Origin of the sequence: Corynebacterium sp. P3-F1, assembly GCF_030503635.1 — a bacterium.
In the GTDB taxonomy this organism is placed as follows: Bacteria; Actinomycetota; Actinomycetes; order Mycobacteriales; family Mycobacteriaceae; genus Corynebacterium.
In genome coordinates, this window is sequence record NZ_CP129965.1 from 1,206,101 (window position 1) to 1,222,098 (window position 15,998).

Genomic DNA, 15,998 nt, shown 5'->3' on the forward strand with positions numbered 1-15,998 from the left:
GGTTTCTTTAAGTCTTAGGCCTGCGGGGATTCACCGTCGAAACGATCGAGGCTCTCCTCAGCCGGCTCCCCGTCCTGGGGTTCGGAATTAGCCTCCGCGCCCGACGCGTTGCCCAACGTGGCATCTGTGTCTGCATCCGTGACGGAGCCCGTTCCTGTCTCGGTCCCGGCGGTCAGCTGGCCCGTGTTCTCGGATTCCATGGCAGCGCGAATTTCCGCCAGCTTGGAACTGGCCGCCACATCGGTCTGGCCGGACTCGATCTCGGCCATGACCCCGTTCACGCCGGATTCGGACAGTTCCTGCTGGCCGAGCGCGGTGGCGTAGCGCCGCTCAATCTTGTCGCGCACTCCGTCCAAGGTGGGCACGGAGTCGTCGGTCTTGAACTGGCCGATGGTGTCCATAGTCTGGGCGGTGTGCTCCTGCATCTTCGCCTGGTCCGCCTGGGCGCGCAGGCGGTTGACCTCGTTCATCTGCTCTTGCAGGCGCGCCTCGGACTGCTTCTGCTGCTGCTCTGCCTGAGCGGCTGCTTGCTCGGCGGCGCCGTACTGGGTGGACAGGTCCTGAAGCTCCTGCTCCACAGCGACGAGCTGGGCAGCGAGGGTTTCCGCAGTGGTGTTGAACTGGGACGCCTTCGCGGAATCACCCTCGGCCGCTGCCTTGTCAGCCATCTGCAGGGCGGTCTGCGTCTTTTGCTGGAGTTCAGCTTGCTTGTCCCGCTGGCGGTTGATCTTCAGCTCGAGCTGCTTCTTGGAGCCGATGATCTCCGCTGCCTGGCGAGTGATCGCGTTGTGCTGCTCCTTCGCCGCGGCCGCGGCCTGCTCGGTCTGGATTTTCGGGTCGGCGTTCTCGTCGATCTTGGAGTCGAACGACTGCATCAGGTACTTCCAGCCCTTGCTGAACGGATTAGCCATTGGTGCGGGTCCTTTGCTCGTCGGTTGCTCTTATCGAGCCTGTTCGTTTCCCGAGTCTACGTGCCTACGAGCCGGTGCGCGGGCGAGGAAGAACACACGAAATCACCCCCTAACGCCATCTTTGGGCGGGGCGTTAGGAGGTGATGCGTCGATAAGCAGGCGACTTTTAAGCGTTGCCCTGCTGTGCGTTCTGCTGCTCGATGTCGCGGTGGACTTCCTCCATGTTCACGTCGCGGACAGCCTGAATGAACTCTTCGAGGCCAGCTGGCGGCATTGCGCCGGAGGTCTGGCCGAGCAGAATGCCCTCGCGGAAGGCGAACAGAGTCGGGATGGACTGAATCTGCAGAGCTGCGGCGAGACCCTGGTTAGCTTCGGTGTCGAGCTTGGCAAAGGTGATGTCGTTGTGCTGCTCGGAGGCCTTCTCGAATGTCGGGGCGAAAGCCTTGCACGGGCCGCACCAATCTGCCCATGCGTCGACGATGACGATGTCGTTGTTCTCGATGGTCTCGGTGAACGTGTCCTCAGTTACATTGACGGTACTCACTCTTCAGCTCCTCTAACTGCTCTAGTAACCTCATATTTAGGAAGTTCCCCGTGAAAGCGGGGTCTGTGTTGATTCAACCCTATCAACGCTTGCTTCATTCCCTCGCGGAGCAATCAGCTGTCTAAGGAGAGCACGTGACCAAGAACTACCATTTCGAAGGCCCCACGGACGAGGCTTCGGTGGCGAAGTTGAAGGACGAGGTGAGTCAGGTTCTGGGCACTCAGGGTGTGAAGATCGAGGCGGACGAGCACATCATGCGCGTGCGGGGCGAGGGATTCACCGACGAACAAATTTCGCTCGCCGCCGAATACGCGGGCTTTTCGCTTATCGGCGAATAGCTTAAGTTCTAGTGGTCGTTGCAACACTGATCTGAAGGGTTGGTGTTGGTGATGACGGTGTCACGGTGGGATCCACCGGTTGAGGAGATCACTCGGTTCCACCAGTTGGTGGTGGGTGATGGTTTGTCGGTGCGTGCGGCTGGGCTGGATCTGGGATGGTCGTTAGCTACGGCGTATCGGATTGCGCATCGTGATGGGTTACCACTGCGGAATAAGACGTTGTCGTCACAGGTGGTTGACGAGATTGTTGCGTTGTTTGCCCAGAATGTCGCGCCAATGGATATTGTGCGGCGGTTGGGTGTGAATCCTTCGTCGGTATACCGGGTGGGGATATCGATTGGTGCGCGGCCCCGTCCTGCTCCTGAGGGTCGGCGGGCTGTGGCTACGGCGCGGCGAGTGGAGTATTTGGAGCTTCGGGCCTGTGGGTTGGATCGTCGTTCTGCTGCAGCTGCGTGTGGGATGGGGTTACGTGGTGCGCTTGATGTTGATAAGGGGGTGATTAAAACACGTGGTCGGCGTGTGCCGTTTGTGCCTGATGGCCAGGCAGTTTATCGCTATAAACGGCTTATGCAGGTTCTTGCGTATGTTGATGGCCGGGTCAGTGTTCCGGTGGAGGTGTTGCCGCAGGCTGCGGTGGAGAAGGTGATTGACCGGCGGTACTTGTCGTTGGTGGAGCGGGAGCGCATCGCGGATCGGGTGAATCGGAATTTATCGGTTCGGGCGATTGCGCGTGAGCTTGGGCGTGATCCGGGGACGATTTCGCGCGAGATTAGTCGCAATAGTGGTGATGATGGCATTTATCGCCCGTATGAGGCGCACCGGAAGTCAACGCTTCGGAGGTTTCGGCCGAAGGTGTCGAAGATTGCGGCGAATCCGCGGTTGAAACAGCAGGTGTGGCAGTGGTTGCGGATGGAGTTTTCCCCTGAGCAGGTGGCTGGCCGGTTGCGCAGGGAATTCCCTGGCGATGAGACTATGCATGTGAGTCATGAAACGATCTATCAAGAGCTGTATTGCCAGGCCAGAGGCGAGTTGAAGAAGGTGGTGGCCCATGCCCTTCGTACGGGGCGGACGCGGCGTAAACCGCGTGGTCAGCGTGTTGCGAGGAGTCGGTTTATTGATCCGATGATCATGATTGCCGATCGTCCTGCTGTTGTTGAGGATCGGGCTGTGCCGGGGCATTGGGAGGGTGATCTGATTATCGGTGCAGGTGGAAGGTCTGCGATTGGGACGTTGGTGGAGCGGACGACGCGGTATGTGATGTTGCTGCATTTGCCGGATGGGCATGGTGCGGTGGCGGTGCGTGATGCGCTGGTGGAGGCGATTATGACGTTGCCGCAGCATCTTCGGGGGTCGTTGACCTGGGATCAGGGTTCAGAGATGGCTGGTCATAGGTCGTTTAGCATTGCGACGGATTGTCCGGTGTATTTCTGTGATCCGGGGTCGCCGTGGCAGCGGGGGACGAATGAGAACACTAATGGGTTGTTGCGTCAGTATTTTCCGAAAGGTGCGGATTTGAGTGTTTATGGGCGGGAGGAGTTGGAGCTTGTTGCTCATCGGTTGAATTGTCGGCCGCGTAAGACGTTGGGTTTTGCTACTCCTGCGGAGCGGATGGCGGAGCTGTTAGGTTTAGCTGAAAGCTAGGAAATGTTGCAACGACCCCTAGAATCCGCCTAGAACGTCCTACCATGGGCACCGTTCATCCCGTTTTCGGGAACGCGACCTTTTTGGAAGGTGATCACTATGGCAGATCAGACTCAGTACACCGTTGAGGGCATGTCCTGCGCCCACTGCGAAGCCAGCATTGTTGAAGAGGTCAGTGAGGTCCCCGGCGTGACCGCGGTGACCGCAGATCACAACACCGGTGCCGTCACCGTCACCGGCGAGGGCTTCGAGCGCGACCAAATCGCGGCAGCGGTGAAAGAAGCCGGATACACGCTGGTCTAAAGCGCACAGTGCGCGGCCGGACAAGCCCGGTGTTGGCCTGGATACTCCCCGGATGCGGGAATGTCCGGGCCATTTTCTATGTTTCACGTAAGTGAGTGAAGCGCGAACGACGTGAACGAAGGGATGATTGCGCGGTGGGCACTCCGGCTCCGATTGCGGCCTCGAACCAGCTCGAACACCTTGACTTGGGCGTGACAGGCATGACCTGCACGTCCTGTTCGTCCCGTGTGCAGCGGAAGTTGAACAAGGTCGACGGGGTGGAAGCCAACGTGAATTTCTCCACCGAGACAGCCTCGGTGGATTACGACCCAGAACGCACCGACCGCGAAGCGCTGATCCAGGTGGTGCGGGATGCAGGCTACGACGCTTTCGCGATGTCAGCCGCTGGCAGCGATGACGACGCTGAATCTGCCGCTGGTGCCCATGACCCGTACGACAGCATCGATCTGGCGCGGGAGAATGAGGCCGATTCCCTCAAACACACCGTCATCTGGTCGGCGCTGCTTTCCGTGCCGATCATGCTCGTGTCCATGATCCCGGCGCTGCAGTTCACCTACTGGCAGTGGGCCGTGTTCACCCTGACCACCTTGGTCTACGTGGTGGCTGGCGCGCCGTTCCACCGTGCGACGTGGACGAACCTGCGCCACGGCACCGTCACCATGGACACGCTGATCACCATGGGCACCACCGCCGCCTACTTGTGGTCGGTGTGGGCGCTCTTCCTCGGCAACGCCGGAGAGCCGGGCATGACCATGGAGATGCACCCGTTCTCCACCGGTGGGCACGGCGACGGCACCGACGAGATCTATCTCGAAACGGTCGCCGTGGTGATCACATTTCTGCTCCTGGGCAGGTGGTTCGAGACCAAGGCCAAGGGCAAATCGTCCGAGGCACTGCGCGACCTCGCCACAATGGGCGCGAAGGATGCCGCAGTGATCCGCGACGGCCAGGAGATCCGAGTGCCGGTTTCTCAAGTGGCCGTGGGCGACCAGTTCGTGGTGCGCCCAGGCGAGAAGATCGCAACGGACGGCCGGGTGGTCTCCGGGTCGTCCGCGGTGGATAACTCGATGCTCACCGGCGAGTCTGTCCCGGTCGAGGTGTCTGAGGGCGACACAGTGACCGGGGCGACAGTGAACCAGACCGGCCGCCTCGTCGTCGAAGCGACTCGCGTGGGCTCCGAGACGACCCTGTCGCAGATGAGCGAACTGGTGCGTCAGGCGCAGGCGGGGCAAGCGCCCGTCGAAAAGCTCGTGGACCGCATTTCTCGCGTGTTCGTTCCTGCGGTCATAGTGATTGCGCTGATCACGCTCGTTGCGCACCTCCTTCTCGGGCACCCGAACCCGGAGGCGTTCTCGGCGGCTGTGGCAGTGCTCATCATTGCCTGCCCGTGTGCTCTCGGCCTGGCCACCCCGACCGCGATCCTGGTCGGTACCGGCCGCGGCGCACGTATGGGTCTGCTCATCAAGGGCCCGGAGGTGCTGGAATCCACCCGGCGCGTGGACACCATCGTGCTGGACAAGACCGGCACCGTCACCACCGGTGAAATGGCTGTGGACGCGGTCGAGCCGTCAAACGGTTTCACCGCCGACGAGCTGCTTGCGCTTGCGGCTGCTGTCGAATCCGGTTCGGAGCACCCGATTGCGCGCGCCATCGTTGCCGGTGCTTCTTCTCTAGCAGTCCCGGAGGCAACGGAGTTCACCAGCACCCCGGGCCAGGGCGTCGGGGCGGTTGTCGACGGTGCGTCTGTCACCGTCGCCCGCGGCTCAGGAGAACGGGCGCGCGCACTCGAAGAAGCCGGCGCCACAGCAGTGTCCGTGACCGTCGACGGCACCGATGCCGGCGTGATTGCCGTGCGCGACACTGTGAAAGAGACTTCCGCGCAAGCTATCGCCGACCTGCGCGATCTGGGGCTGACCCCCTACCTGCTCACCGGTGATAATCCGGGTGCCGCCAACGCTGCCGCAGAAGCCGTCGGCATCGACCCCGCCAGTGTGACCGCGTCGGTACTGCCGGAAGACAAAGTCGAGGTCGTCGAAAAGCTGCGCTCCGACGGCAAGGTCGTCGCCATGGTCGGCGATGGTGTCAACGACGCCGCAGCGTTAGCCACCGCCGACCTGGGCCTGGCCATGGGATCGGGCACCGATGTCGCGATCGAAGCCGCCGATATCACGCTGATGGGCAACGACCTGTCGGCTGCCGTGGACGCGATCCGACTCTCCCGCAAGACTTTGCGCACCATCAAGGGCAACCTGTTCTGGGCGTTCGCCTACAACGTGATCCTTGTCCCCGTGGCTGCAACCGGTCTGCTCAACCCGATGCTTGCGGGTATCGCGATGGCATTCTCCTCCGTCTTCGTCGTGTCCAACTCGCTACGCTTGAACCGGTTCCGCCCTCTGCGGGAGGACACCGTAGCTGAATAGATTTTGGCTTTTGCCTAGTGCTCACCCATTAGCGCTGGCTAAGATTTCCGGCTATGAGCTCTCCTGCCAGCGCAAACACGCTGTCCCGCAATGAACGCCTCGACCGGCTCCCGGTGACCGGGAAGCACAAACGGCTGCTCCTCGGCTCGGGCATCGGTTGGGCGCTCGACGCGATGGATGTGGGTCTCGTCTCCTTCATCATCGCCGCACTGGCTGTGCACTGGGACCTGGATAAATCCACCACCTCGTGGATCGCCTCGATCGGTTTCATCGGAATGGCCGTCGGCGCAACCGTCGGCGGTCTGCTCGCTGACAAGATCGGCCGCCGCCAAGTCTTCGCTGCTACCCTGCTGCTCTACGGCCTCGCCACCGGTGCATCCGCCCTCGCCTGGTCCGTCGGCGCGCTGATGGTTTTCCGATTCCTAGTCGGCCTCGGCCTGGGTTCAGAGCTGCCCGTCGCTTCCACGCTGGTCAGCGAATTCTCCCCGCGCAAGGTCCGCGGACGGATGGTCGTTCTGCTGGAGGCCTTCTGGGCGGTCGGCTGGATCATGGCCGCTGTGATTGGAACGTTCGTTGTTTCCCAGGGCGAAAACGGATGGCGGTGGGGTTTCGCCCTCGGCGCAGTGCCCGCTCTCTACGCCATCTACGTCCGGCTCGGCCTGCCAGAATCGGTCCGCTTCCTCGAATCGGTCGGCCGCCACGACGAGGCTGAAGCGATTGTGCAGTCTTTCGAAGCCGAAGCAGACCCGACACGGATCGACTACTCACCCACACCCGCGCCTACCGCCGAGGAGAAGACAGCGCGTGGGGGAATCTGGGGCCCCGATATGCGTCGGCGCACCGCCGCATTCTGGGCAGTCTGGTTCGGGGTCTCCCTCTCGTACTACGGCGCGTTCATCTGGATCCCGTCGCTGCTGGTGGACCAAGGATTCACCCTCGTGCGGTCGTTTACCTTCACGCTCATCATCACCGCCGCCCAGCTGCCCGGTTACGCAGCGGCCGCCTGGCTGATCGAGGTGTGGGGCCGTCGCATCACGCTGTCGGCCTTCCTGGCTGGGTCTGCCTTGTCGGCTGTCCTCTACGGATTCGCTGCGGCACCGTGGCAAATCATCGCCGCCGGATGCCTGTTGTCGTTCTTCAACCTCGGTGCCTGGGGCGCACTCTACGCCATCGGTCCGGAGCTCTACCCTACCGCCATCCGGGCCACCGGTACTGGGGCTGGGGCCGCATTCGGCAGGATCGGGTCGATCATTGCTCCCCTGATTGTGCCGCCGGTACTCGCCATCGGTGGCCCAGCCGCAGTCTTCGGTGTCTTCGCCGCGGCATTCGCACTCGCATGCATTGCGGCCCTCACGCTGCCCGAGCAAACGGGCAAGGCGCTGGATTAGACGTTAAATTCGTCGCTGGCGGAATTAACCGCGGGCCATGTTGACAAAGCGCGAGTAGTGCAGCTGGTGCGCCACGGCAATGGTGTCAATCGGCCCTCCGCGGTGCTTGGCCACAATGATGTCGGCCTCGCCGGCACGCTCGTTGTCGCGGTCCTGGGAGTCGGGGCGGTACAGCAGCATGACAATGTCCGCATCCTGCTCCAACGAACCGGACTCACGCAGGTCGGCCAGCTGTGGGCGCTTGTCGGTGCGAGCCTCCGGCCCACGGTTGAGCTGGGAAATGGCAATGACCGGAACCTCCAGCTCCTTGGCCAACAACTTAAGCTGGCGGGAGAATTCTGACACCTCCTGCTGACGTGATTCCACCTTGCGGCCCGAGCTCATCAGCTGCATGTAGTCCAGCACCACCAAGTCCAAACCGTGCTGCTGCTTCAACCGGCGGGCCTTCGACCGAATCTCCATCATGGTCAGATTGGGGGAATCATCAACGAAGATCGGGGCCGCCTGAATCTCGCGGAGACGATGGGTGAGCTTTTCCCAGTCGGATTCCTCCATTTGGCCTGAGCGCATGGCCGCCAGCTTGATCTCCGTTTCGGCGGAGAGCAGGCGCATGACAATTTCGGAGGCGCTCATCTCCAGAGAGAAGATCACCGACGTCAATCCGTTGTGGATCGAGCAGGACCGCACGAAATCCATCGCCAAAGTCGACTTACCCACACCGGGACGCGCCGCGATAATGATCATCTGACCCGCGTGAAGGCCGTTCGTGAGCCGGTCCAAGTCGATGAATCCGGTGGGCACACCGGCGGCGAGACCACCGTCCTTCTCGTACGCGGCCAGCTCGTCCACCGTGGGCTTGAGCAGGTCAGCGAGAGCACGGTAATCCTCCCCTGTTTTCTGCTGGGCCACTGCGAAGACTTCCTGCTGGGCGCGGTCAACCAAGGATTCGATCTCCATGCCGTCCGCACCGTCGTAACCGAGCTGCGCCACACGTGTCCCGGCATCCACCAATTGCCTCAAGGTGGACTTCTCCGCCACGATGTCGGCGTAATACCGCGCATTCGCCGATGTGGGCACCTCAGAGATCAGCGTGTGCAGATACGGTGCGCCTCCAGCGCGCTCCAGCTGGTTCAAGCGGTCCAAACGGCCGCTGACAATAAGCACATCGACCTCGGAGCCTTGCGAATACAAGTCCAGAATGGCCTGGTAGATCAGCTGGTGGGCGGGAAAATAGAAATCCTCCACCCGCAGCAGCTCAATGACATCGACCACGGTGGCGGGACTCAACAGCATTGCGCCCAGCACGCCTTGCTCTGCCTTCCGGTCGTGCGGCGGCTGGCGGTATTCGGTGAGATCGTACCGCTCTTGGTTGAAGCCCCGCCGCCGGCCATAACTCGAGGAGCCATCGGAATTGGAACGGAAGTCTCCCGGCCCGTCGCTTGGCTCCGGCGGAAGCGGTACAGCCTCATCGGCGAAGCTGTCTCCGCCGCTGTAGGCATCCTGCCCCGATTGACCCCCGTTGTTTCCCGCTGTCCCCGATGCCATTCTTCGCGCTCCTTCACGTTGTCAGATCGTGTGAGATGTTACCCCGCGACCTGACCCACCCTAGTGTCGCGAAGTCCGCTAAACTATCCGTCCCGGCAGTTATCCACAGGCCCCTGTGGACAATTTCTCTAAATCCCACGACTTTCTCCACAGCAGTGCGCCCCACCGTGTGGATAAGTTGTGGAGAACCAGTTCACTTGTCCCCAGAGTAAGCTATGCATGCACGTACACGCCTATTTATTCATTTTCAAAATGCATCATTGATGGCGAATACCTTCACAGCCTGCAGGTTTGACATACCGAAAGAACGCACTTTTTTGCGCAGTTTTTGCAACTCGAAGGCATTCTGGCTGGCAGCGCACCACATTTTTCCACCACTTATCCACAGCACCTGTGCGCACCATCGGACCATAGAATGCTCGCAAAATTTTGGCGCAAACGCGATGCACTCCCGCCATAAAAAAGGGGGTGGGCCCCACTCCTCACAAGTGGGGCCCACACCAAAGCTGTTGTCATTGGATCGCTGGAAGCGATCGCCGTGAGACGGGCTGTTAAGCGCTCACGACCTCGAAGTTCACCTTGCCCTCCACGTCATCGTGGAGTCGGACCTTGACCTGGTAGCCGCCAGTGCTGGTCACAAGACCCTTCGGCACGTTGATGCGGCGCTTGTCCAGGTTCGGGCCGCCAGCTGCAGAGACAGCGTCGGCGATGTCGGCCGGCTTGACCGAGCCGAAGATCTTTCCGTTATTGGCGGTGCGTACCTTGACGGTGACGCCCTCCAGCTGGTCGAGCTGGTCACGCAATTCCTTTGCGTGGTCCAAGTCGCGCACTTCACGCTCCTGCTGGGTGCGCTTGATGTCCTCAATCTGCTTCTCGGCGCCGCGGGTGGCAACGATGGCCAGGCCGCGCGGAAGCAGAAGGTTACGTCCGTAGCCGTCCTTGACCTCGACAATATCGCCGGGTTCACCAAGGTTATCAACGGCAGCGGTGAGGATCAGCTTCATAATCCTTACCTTTCCTTCTGAAAGTTGATGGTGGGTTGTCGTTGTGCTTTAGAACGGGGGCTCATCGTCCATGCCGCCGAAACCGCCGGCGGGAGGAGCGGAATTCCACGGGTCATTCGCAGGCTGGTTGCTCTGCTGGCCACTCTGGCCAGACTGGCCACCCTGGTTCCCTTGGTTGCCGCCACCGAAACCACCGGTGGACTGACCGCCCTGGAACTGGTTGCCCTGGTTTCCGCCGAAACCGCCACCGGAGCGGCCGGAGTTCCCGTCGCGGGAGTTCCGGCTCACGTTGGCGCTGGCGTATTTCAGGGAAGGCCCGACCTCATCGGCCTCCACTTCAAACACCGTGCGGTTTTCTCCCTCACGGTTCTGGTAGGAACGCTGCTTCAGGCGGCCGTTCACAATGACGCGCATGCCCTTGCTCAGTGATTCCGCAACGTTCTCCGCGGCCTCACGCCACACGTTGCAGGTCAAGAACAAAGCTTCGCCATCTTCCCACTGACCGGATTCGCGGTTGTACACGCGCGGAGTGGATGCGATGCGGAAATTCGCGACCGCAAGTCCGGTCGGCGTGAAACGCAGCTCCGGGTCGGCAACGAGGTTGCCTACGACAGTGATTGGGGTATCGCCTTGTGCCATTTTTCGTCCTTACCTTTGAACCGTTCGGGCCGTTAGAACCATGTGAACTCAGTGAGCAGTGTTCTGGATCGACGTTGTTTCGTCTTGCGCTCCCTAGTGTATAGATCGCGCGTGACACAGCCCTTGCGCTGGGGTTTCACCCTGTGCGCCCGTTCTCTAAGTTCAGCGCCTACTTGTTGTCGGTGCGCAGAACCTTGGTGCGGATGACATTGTCGTTCAGGTTGAGACGACGGTCGAGCTCTTGAACGGTCTCAGATGCGCAATCCAGGGTGACTACCGCGTAGACACCCTCTTCTTTCTTGTCGATGGGGTATGCAAGACGGCGCTTGCCCCACACATCGACGTTCTCCACCGTGCCGTTATCCTTGCGGACAATCTCGAGGAATTTGTCCAGGGACGGGGCAACAGTGCGTTCATCCTGACTCGGGTCAAGAATGATCATTACTTCGTAGTGACGCACGGACCTCATCACCTCCTATGGTCGTTTCAATGGTTTCGGCCACCGCCCGTGTGGCAGTGGCAGGAGGGTCGTTGCGTCAAGCAACCCGTCCAGCGTACCCCAGTAGACGAACAGGGAGAAATCCTCTTTCCCCGGAGCGACCAGGCGACTAGTCGTCCCTGTCGACATCGAGGACGAGGCCGTACGGGTCAATGTCAATGTCGATGTCGCCGAATCCGATTTCCCAGTAACCGCCGTCATCCCACTCAATTTCCACACCGGCCTCCTTGTTGTTGGCAGCGGCCAAGAGGCGCTCGACGTCTTCGGGAGCGACGCTTTCTTCACCCACCTCCGATTGCGCCTCGTCAGTGTAGCCGCTGACTTGTGCCGGAAGATCGTGCTGGGCTGCCACAACCTGATCGTCCACAACCTGATCGTCTGTCCCGCCGCTGGTACCGGGGGAAGCAGACTCGGCGGTGTCGGGCACCTCGGCCGTGAAGGGTGCACCTGAGACCTTGTCGCCCGCTTCATCCTCAGCTTGCTCAGCCTCACCGCATCCGGCAAGGGTAAAGGCGAGAACGGTTGCGGCGGTCGTAGTAGTTAGTTTCCTCATGCTCATGATGTTCACCCTACATACGTCCGGCGAACGGAACGCGAGGGCGAGGACGCCCAGGAGCTCTCAGCGCACGCTATTACCCGGCGTTCGGGGCTGCCACGAACACGGCCAAGAAGACCGGAACGAAGGTCATGAAGATGAATGCCGCCAGCCCAAGTCCGACAGACAGAGCGACGGGCTTGTCGTTCACGACTGTCCAGTAACAGCCGACAAAGAGGAGGAATGCGAGGCCGATGGAACAGATTCCGAGGATTGTGGTTGCACCCATGCGCGTTTCGCCTCCTTCCAGTCCTCAGGGGTGGACATGAGCGGGTCGCAGCCGAAGTGAGCTTCGCGGACTTTGTCGCGGCGCCGACCGAACATTTGCTGCACGGCTAGGACCATGATCGCCACGATGAAGGCGTCCCGGGCGATGACGATGATGTTCAGCATGCCGCCGGGCAGCCCAAGGTTGTCTGTTCCCATCATGTGCCACATAAGGATCGGCCACACCATCATGTCGACCGTCATCCACGTCAGCAGCAGCCGCCAGTAGGGGAGAGCGAGCACTGCGGGAACGACGAACCACAGCGAGTACTGCGGGCTCCAGACCTTGTTGAAGAGCAGGAAAAAACCGACGATGAGCACGACGAGCTCCGCAACGCGGGGAGTCTGGGGCGCTTTCAGGCCCGCAATGAAGACGAACAAGCAGCCAGCAAGGAACAGCACGAGAGTCACGGTGTTCAAAATGACGGGCGCACCATCGCTGGAATCGAAGCCGCTCCATCCGGTCACCCGGGAGATCACGGCGTAAATGGTGGTCCATTCCCAGCCGCGTTCAGTATTAAGGCGCTGGAATTCATGCCAGGAATCGTAATTGTGCAGCATCAGCGGCACGTTTACTGCCAGCCAGGTCGCGGCCGCGCCGACAGTCAGCTTGAACCACGGCAACAGATCCTTGCGCCGTAGGAAGACCACCAAGTATGCGCCCAGAAGGAAGAGCGGCCACAGCTTGAATGCGGTTCCCGCTCCGATGAGGACGCCGGCCAGCCAGAAACGCTTGTTGCGAGCAGCCAGCATCGCTCCAACCGCGAACGCGATCGACGGGATATCCCAGTTCGTGAACGCATGAACGATGAGCAGGGGAGAGGCTACGACCAGAATCGTGTCCCAGATGCGGTTGCCAGCCAGTTCCGCGACCATCCGCGCGGTGGCCACCCAAATCACGGCCATGACGAGAGCAGTCAGGTAAAAGTACCAGCCGGAATCGGGCAGCAGCTTATCGACGACCGGGTAGGTCGCTCTGGCGATCCACCCCATGAGTCCCTGGAATAGTCCTCCCAGAACCGGGTACTCCATGTACCGGGTGATGTCGCCTTCCACCCACGAATAGTCGTAGACGAAACCTGGCTGGTCGAGCCCGCGCCCGCCGTACAGGGGGACGATGTCGTTGTAGCAGAACGAGGTGTATTGGCGGTTGCCGTCCCAGTTGAGCTGCATCGCGCCGTCGACAAGCTTGCCCCGAGCGCAGTTGGACTTCGACAGGACGCCCAGCGCTAGGAAGGCCCACCCGACAGCAATGACCGTGCGCAGCGGCGTCCACCAACGGCCGCGGCCGATCTGGGCGAACCGCCCCATTGTCCCGCCGAGGACGTTCATCATTCCGGTCGCTGCGGGCTCCGTTCTACCGGGTTGAACGCGGTCAGCCGGGTCAGGCCATGTCGTGCCGCTTCGCTGTGGGGCCACGCTATCCGACCAACTCGTTGATCAAGCCTCCGATATCCACCTGAGGCTCCTGCGCAGGCGGGGCCGGAGCCGGAGCCGGAGCTGGGGCAGGTGCCGGAGCTGGGGCAGGTGCTGGGGCCGGTGCAGCCGGCGCCTCAGCCTGGTTAGTCGGGGCGGAGTACTGCTGGCCACCCGAATACCCACCATCGTAGCTCTCGTAGCTCTGGTAGCTCTGGTAACTCCGATAACTCGGCGCCGTGCCCCCGCCGTAGCTGCCACCGGAGTACGGGTTGATGCCCCAGTTGATCGGTGTGGCCGGGTGGAATTCCTCGAAATCCTGGCCCTCTAGCACGCCGTCGAGGACGCCTTTCCAGATCGAGCCTGGAGTCATCGACCCGTACATGTTGCCGCCCCACTGGTTGTAGATGGGGGAGGTGTTGTCCGAGGTGCCCACCCACACAGCCACTGCGAGCTGCGGGGTGCCACCGACCATCCAAGCATCCTTATTCGCTCCGGTGTCGCCCATCTGCGCAGTGCCCGTCTTGGCAATGGAGGGGCGGCCGCCTGCCAAAGACTTATTCGACCAGCCGGCGATCGGCTGCATCGCCTCGACCACGTTGTCCGCGACTTGGCTGGACACGCGGCGCTCCTTGTAGTCCGGGTTGAACTCGTAGAGCACCTCGCCGTCGGCCGAGGTGACGCGCTGGACAAAGTGAGGCGGGTGCCACACACCGCGGTTAATCAGGGTGGCAACACCGGTGGCCATGTCCAGCACACGGGACTGGTACTGGCCGAGGATGATGCCGTCGTACGGTGTGCCGCCGTTCTCAGTGAGAGTCTCCGGCACGTTCGGCAGTTCGCGTGCCACACCAAGAGCGTGCGCCATGTCGGCCGTGTCCTGCGCACCGTTGTCCAAATCGGACTGCACGCGGATGAAAGAGGTGTTGTAGGAGTTCTTCAGCGCCTCCGACAGGCTGGTCACACCGCCGTATTGGCCGGAGTCATTGTTAATGGTTCTGTTACCCACCGTGACCGGCGAGGAATCGTAGTACGCCGACAAGGGGATACCTTGCTGGAGAGCTGCAGCGAGACCGAAGATCTTGAAGGCGGACCCAGTCTGCAGACCGGCGTTGGCGTAATCCCAACCACTCGCGTCGTCGCCACCGTAGTAGCCCTTAATTGCTCCGGTCGCCGGGTCAATGGCCACGACGCCAGTGCGGGCATCTTCCTGCAGCAGGCTCAGCTGCTGTTCAGCGGTCTCGAGGACTTGGTCTTGAGTGCGCTGGTCGATAGTGGTGGTGATCTGCAGGCCACGGTTCGTCACATCGGCCTCACTGATACCCACCTGGGCCAGCTCTGCGATGACCTGGTTCTTGATCAAACCGTTGGGGCCGGTTGCTTCCGTGTAAGCGGAGTACGTCTGTGGGTCGCGCGTATCCGGGAATTTGGCGCCCGTACGCTCCTCGGGGCTCAACGCCCCCATTTCGACCATGCCGTCGAGCACATAGTTCCAGCGGTTCATCGAGTCCTGCTCGTTGTTCCACGGGTCCAGCTGGCTGGGAAGCTGAATGAGGCTGGCCAGAACCGCCCCCTCTTCAACTGTGAGCTTCGAGGCAGGTTTGTCGAAGTAGGCGTTCGACGCGGCCTGGATGCCGTACGCGTTGCGGCCGAAGTAGATCGTGTTGAGGTAGCCGGCGAGGATGTCCTCTTTGCTCCAGTTGCGGGTCATCTTGATCGAGTAGACCAACTCGTTGAACTTGCGCTGGTAGGAGCGCTCGTTTCCGACGATGGTGTTCTTCACGTACTGCTGCGTGATGGTCGAACCACCACCCGCGCTGTCGTTGCCGGTCAGTTGGCCAAGCACCGCGCGACCGAAACCGGTGAAGGAGAAACCGGAATTCTCCCAGAAGTCGCGGTCCTCAGCAGCGAGAACCGCATCTTGGACGTGCTTGGGCACCTCGTCGAGTGGAATCTGCTCACGGTTACCTTCGGCCGGGACGATGCGTGCGAGCTGGGTGGTGCCGTCGTTGGCGAAGATGGTGGAGACTTGTGCTGTCTCAATCCCACCGGGCTGGGGCAAATCCGCCCGCACGTATTTCACACCGAAGACGGTAAGCGGCACCGCCAGTAGCAGGGCGAGCGCTAGGGCAAAGGCAGCCAACCATTGGCCCTTGCGACTCTTCTTCTTGGTCACCTTCGTACTCGAGGACGAAGACGAAGATGAAGACGAAGCACCAGACTTAGAGGAAGACCCCGCTTTAGAGCTCTTCACGGAGCTTTTCATGGAGTCCTTCGTAGTACTCTTGCCCGTCGATTGCTTATTCTTAGCCGACGCTGAGCTCTTCGACGTGCTCTTCGACGTTGAGTTCTTAGTCGACGTGTCCCGGCTTTTCGACGTGTCCCGGCGCGACGCGGACGCCTTCTTGCCGGATGTGCTGCCGGAGTCAGTTTCTCGTGCCAATGAAGTGTTCCTGCCTACTAGATTCCTCTAGGACAGAGTACTTCC

General features: G+C 61.2%; 15 protein-coding genes. 6 read left to right on the forward strand and 9 right to left on the reverse strand.

Annotated features, from left to right (window positions below):
- Positions 1-14: 14 nt before the first annotated feature.
- A complete protein-coding gene (locus QYQ98_RS05590; RefSeq protein WP_302005924.1) occupies positions 15-911 on the reverse strand; it encodes a PspA/IM30 family protein in 897 nt (298 codons plus the stop codon).
- Positions 912-1,077: 166 nt separating this feature from the next.
- Positions 1,078-1,455 (reverse strand): thioredoxin, encoded by a 378-nt coding sequence (gene trxA, locus QYQ98_RS05595; RefSeq protein ID WP_302005925.1) that lies wholly within the window; start codon positions 1,453-1,455, stop codon positions 1,078-1,080.
- 134 nt (positions 1,456-1,589) lie between these two features.
- Here trxA and QYQ98_RS05600 point away from each other — a divergent pair, with 134 nt between their 5' ends.
- The 5 genes from QYQ98_RS05600 to QYQ98_RS05620 all read left to right on the forward strand — a co-directional run bounded on the left by QYQ98_RS05600 (position 1,590) and on the right by QYQ98_RS05620 (position 7,545).
- Entirely contained in the window at positions 1,590-1,793 is a 204-nt protein-coding gene (locus QYQ98_RS05600; RefSeq protein WP_302005926.1) for a transporter, read from the forward strand.
- A gap of 426 nt (positions 1,794-2,219) precedes the next feature.
- Positions 2,220-3,434 (forward strand): IS30 family transposase, encoded by a 1,215-nt coding sequence (locus tag QYQ98_RS05605; protein WP_302007689.1) that lies wholly within the window; start codon positions 2,220-2,222, stop codon positions 3,432-3,434.
- Between the two features lie 99 nt (positions 3,435-3,533).
- Entirely contained in the window at positions 3,534-3,737 is a 204-nt protein-coding gene (locus tag QYQ98_RS05610; RefSeq protein ID WP_302005927.1) for a heavy-metal-associated domain-containing protein, read from the forward strand.
- Positions 3,738-3,937: 200 nt separating this feature from the next.
- A complete protein-coding gene (locus QYQ98_RS05615) occupies positions 3,938-6,157 on the forward strand; it encodes a cation-translocating P-type ATPase (RefSeq protein WP_302007695.1) in 2,220 nt (739 codons plus the stop codon).
- Positions 6,158-6,210: 53 nt separating this feature from the next.
- On the forward strand, positions 6,211-7,545 hold the full coding sequence (locus tag QYQ98_RS05620) for an MFS transporter (protein WP_302005928.1): 1,335 nt from the start codon (positions 6,211-6,213) through the stop codon (positions 7,543-7,545).
- Between the two features lie 24 nt (positions 7,546-7,569).
- Here the strand turns inward: QYQ98_RS05620 and dnaB are convergent, their stop codons facing one another.
- From dnaB to QYQ98_RS05655, 7 genes are all read right to left on the reverse strand, one after another.
- On the reverse strand, positions 7,570-9,090 hold the full coding sequence (gene dnaB / locus QYQ98_RS05625) for a replicative DNA helicase (RefSeq protein WP_302005929.1): 1,521 nt from the start codon (positions 9,088-9,090) through the stop codon (positions 7,570-7,572).
- 551 nt (positions 9,091-9,641) lie between these two features.
- The gene (gene rplI, locus QYQ98_RS05630) at positions 9,642-10,094 is read right to left on the reverse strand and encodes a 50S ribosomal protein L9 (RefSeq protein ID WP_302005930.1); all 453 of its coding nucleotides are present in this window, start codon (positions 10,092-10,094) and stop codon (positions 9,642-9,644) included.
- Positions 10,095-10,142: 48 nt separating this feature from the next.
- Complete coding sequence (locus QYQ98_RS05635; RefSeq protein ID WP_302005931.1) at positions 10,143-10,733, reverse strand: single-stranded DNA-binding protein; 591 nt, start codon at positions 10,731-10,733, stop codon at positions 10,143-10,145.
- Between the two features lie 169 nt (positions 10,734-10,902).
- Positions 10,903-11,193: a 30S ribosomal protein S6 gene (gene rpsF / locus QYQ98_RS05640; protein WP_302005932.1), complete on the reverse strand. Its 291-nt coding sequence runs from the start codon at positions 11,191-11,193 to the stop codon at positions 10,903-10,905.
- Between the two features lie 148 nt (positions 11,194-11,341).
- Entirely contained in the window at positions 11,342-11,785 is a 444-nt protein-coding gene (locus tag QYQ98_RS05645; protein WP_302005933.1) for a hypothetical protein, read from the reverse strand.
- A gap of 189 nt (positions 11,786-11,974) precedes the next feature.
- Positions 11,975-13,429 (reverse strand): glycosyltransferase family 87 protein, encoded by a 1,455-nt coding sequence (locus tag QYQ98_RS05650; protein WP_302007696.1) that lies wholly within the window; start codon positions 13,427-13,429, stop codon positions 11,975-11,977.
- An 85-nt stretch (positions 13,430-13,514) separates the two neighbouring features.
- The gene (locus QYQ98_RS05655) at positions 13,515-15,776 is read right to left on the reverse strand and encodes a transglycosylase domain-containing protein (protein ID WP_302005934.1); all 2,262 of its coding nucleotides are present in this window, start codon (positions 15,774-15,776) and stop codon (positions 13,515-13,517) included.
- On the opposite strand from QYQ98_RS05655, the gene QYQ98_RS05660 reads away from it, so the two are divergent.
- The gene (locus tag QYQ98_RS05660; RefSeq protein WP_302007813.1) at positions 15,679-15,984 is read left to right on the forward strand and encodes a hypothetical protein; all 306 of its coding nucleotides are present in this window, start codon (positions 15,679-15,681) and stop codon (positions 15,982-15,984) included. The genes QYQ98_RS05655 and QYQ98_RS05660 overlap by 98 nt on opposite strands.
- The last annotated feature ends 14 nt before the right edge of the window (positions 15,985-15,998 follow it).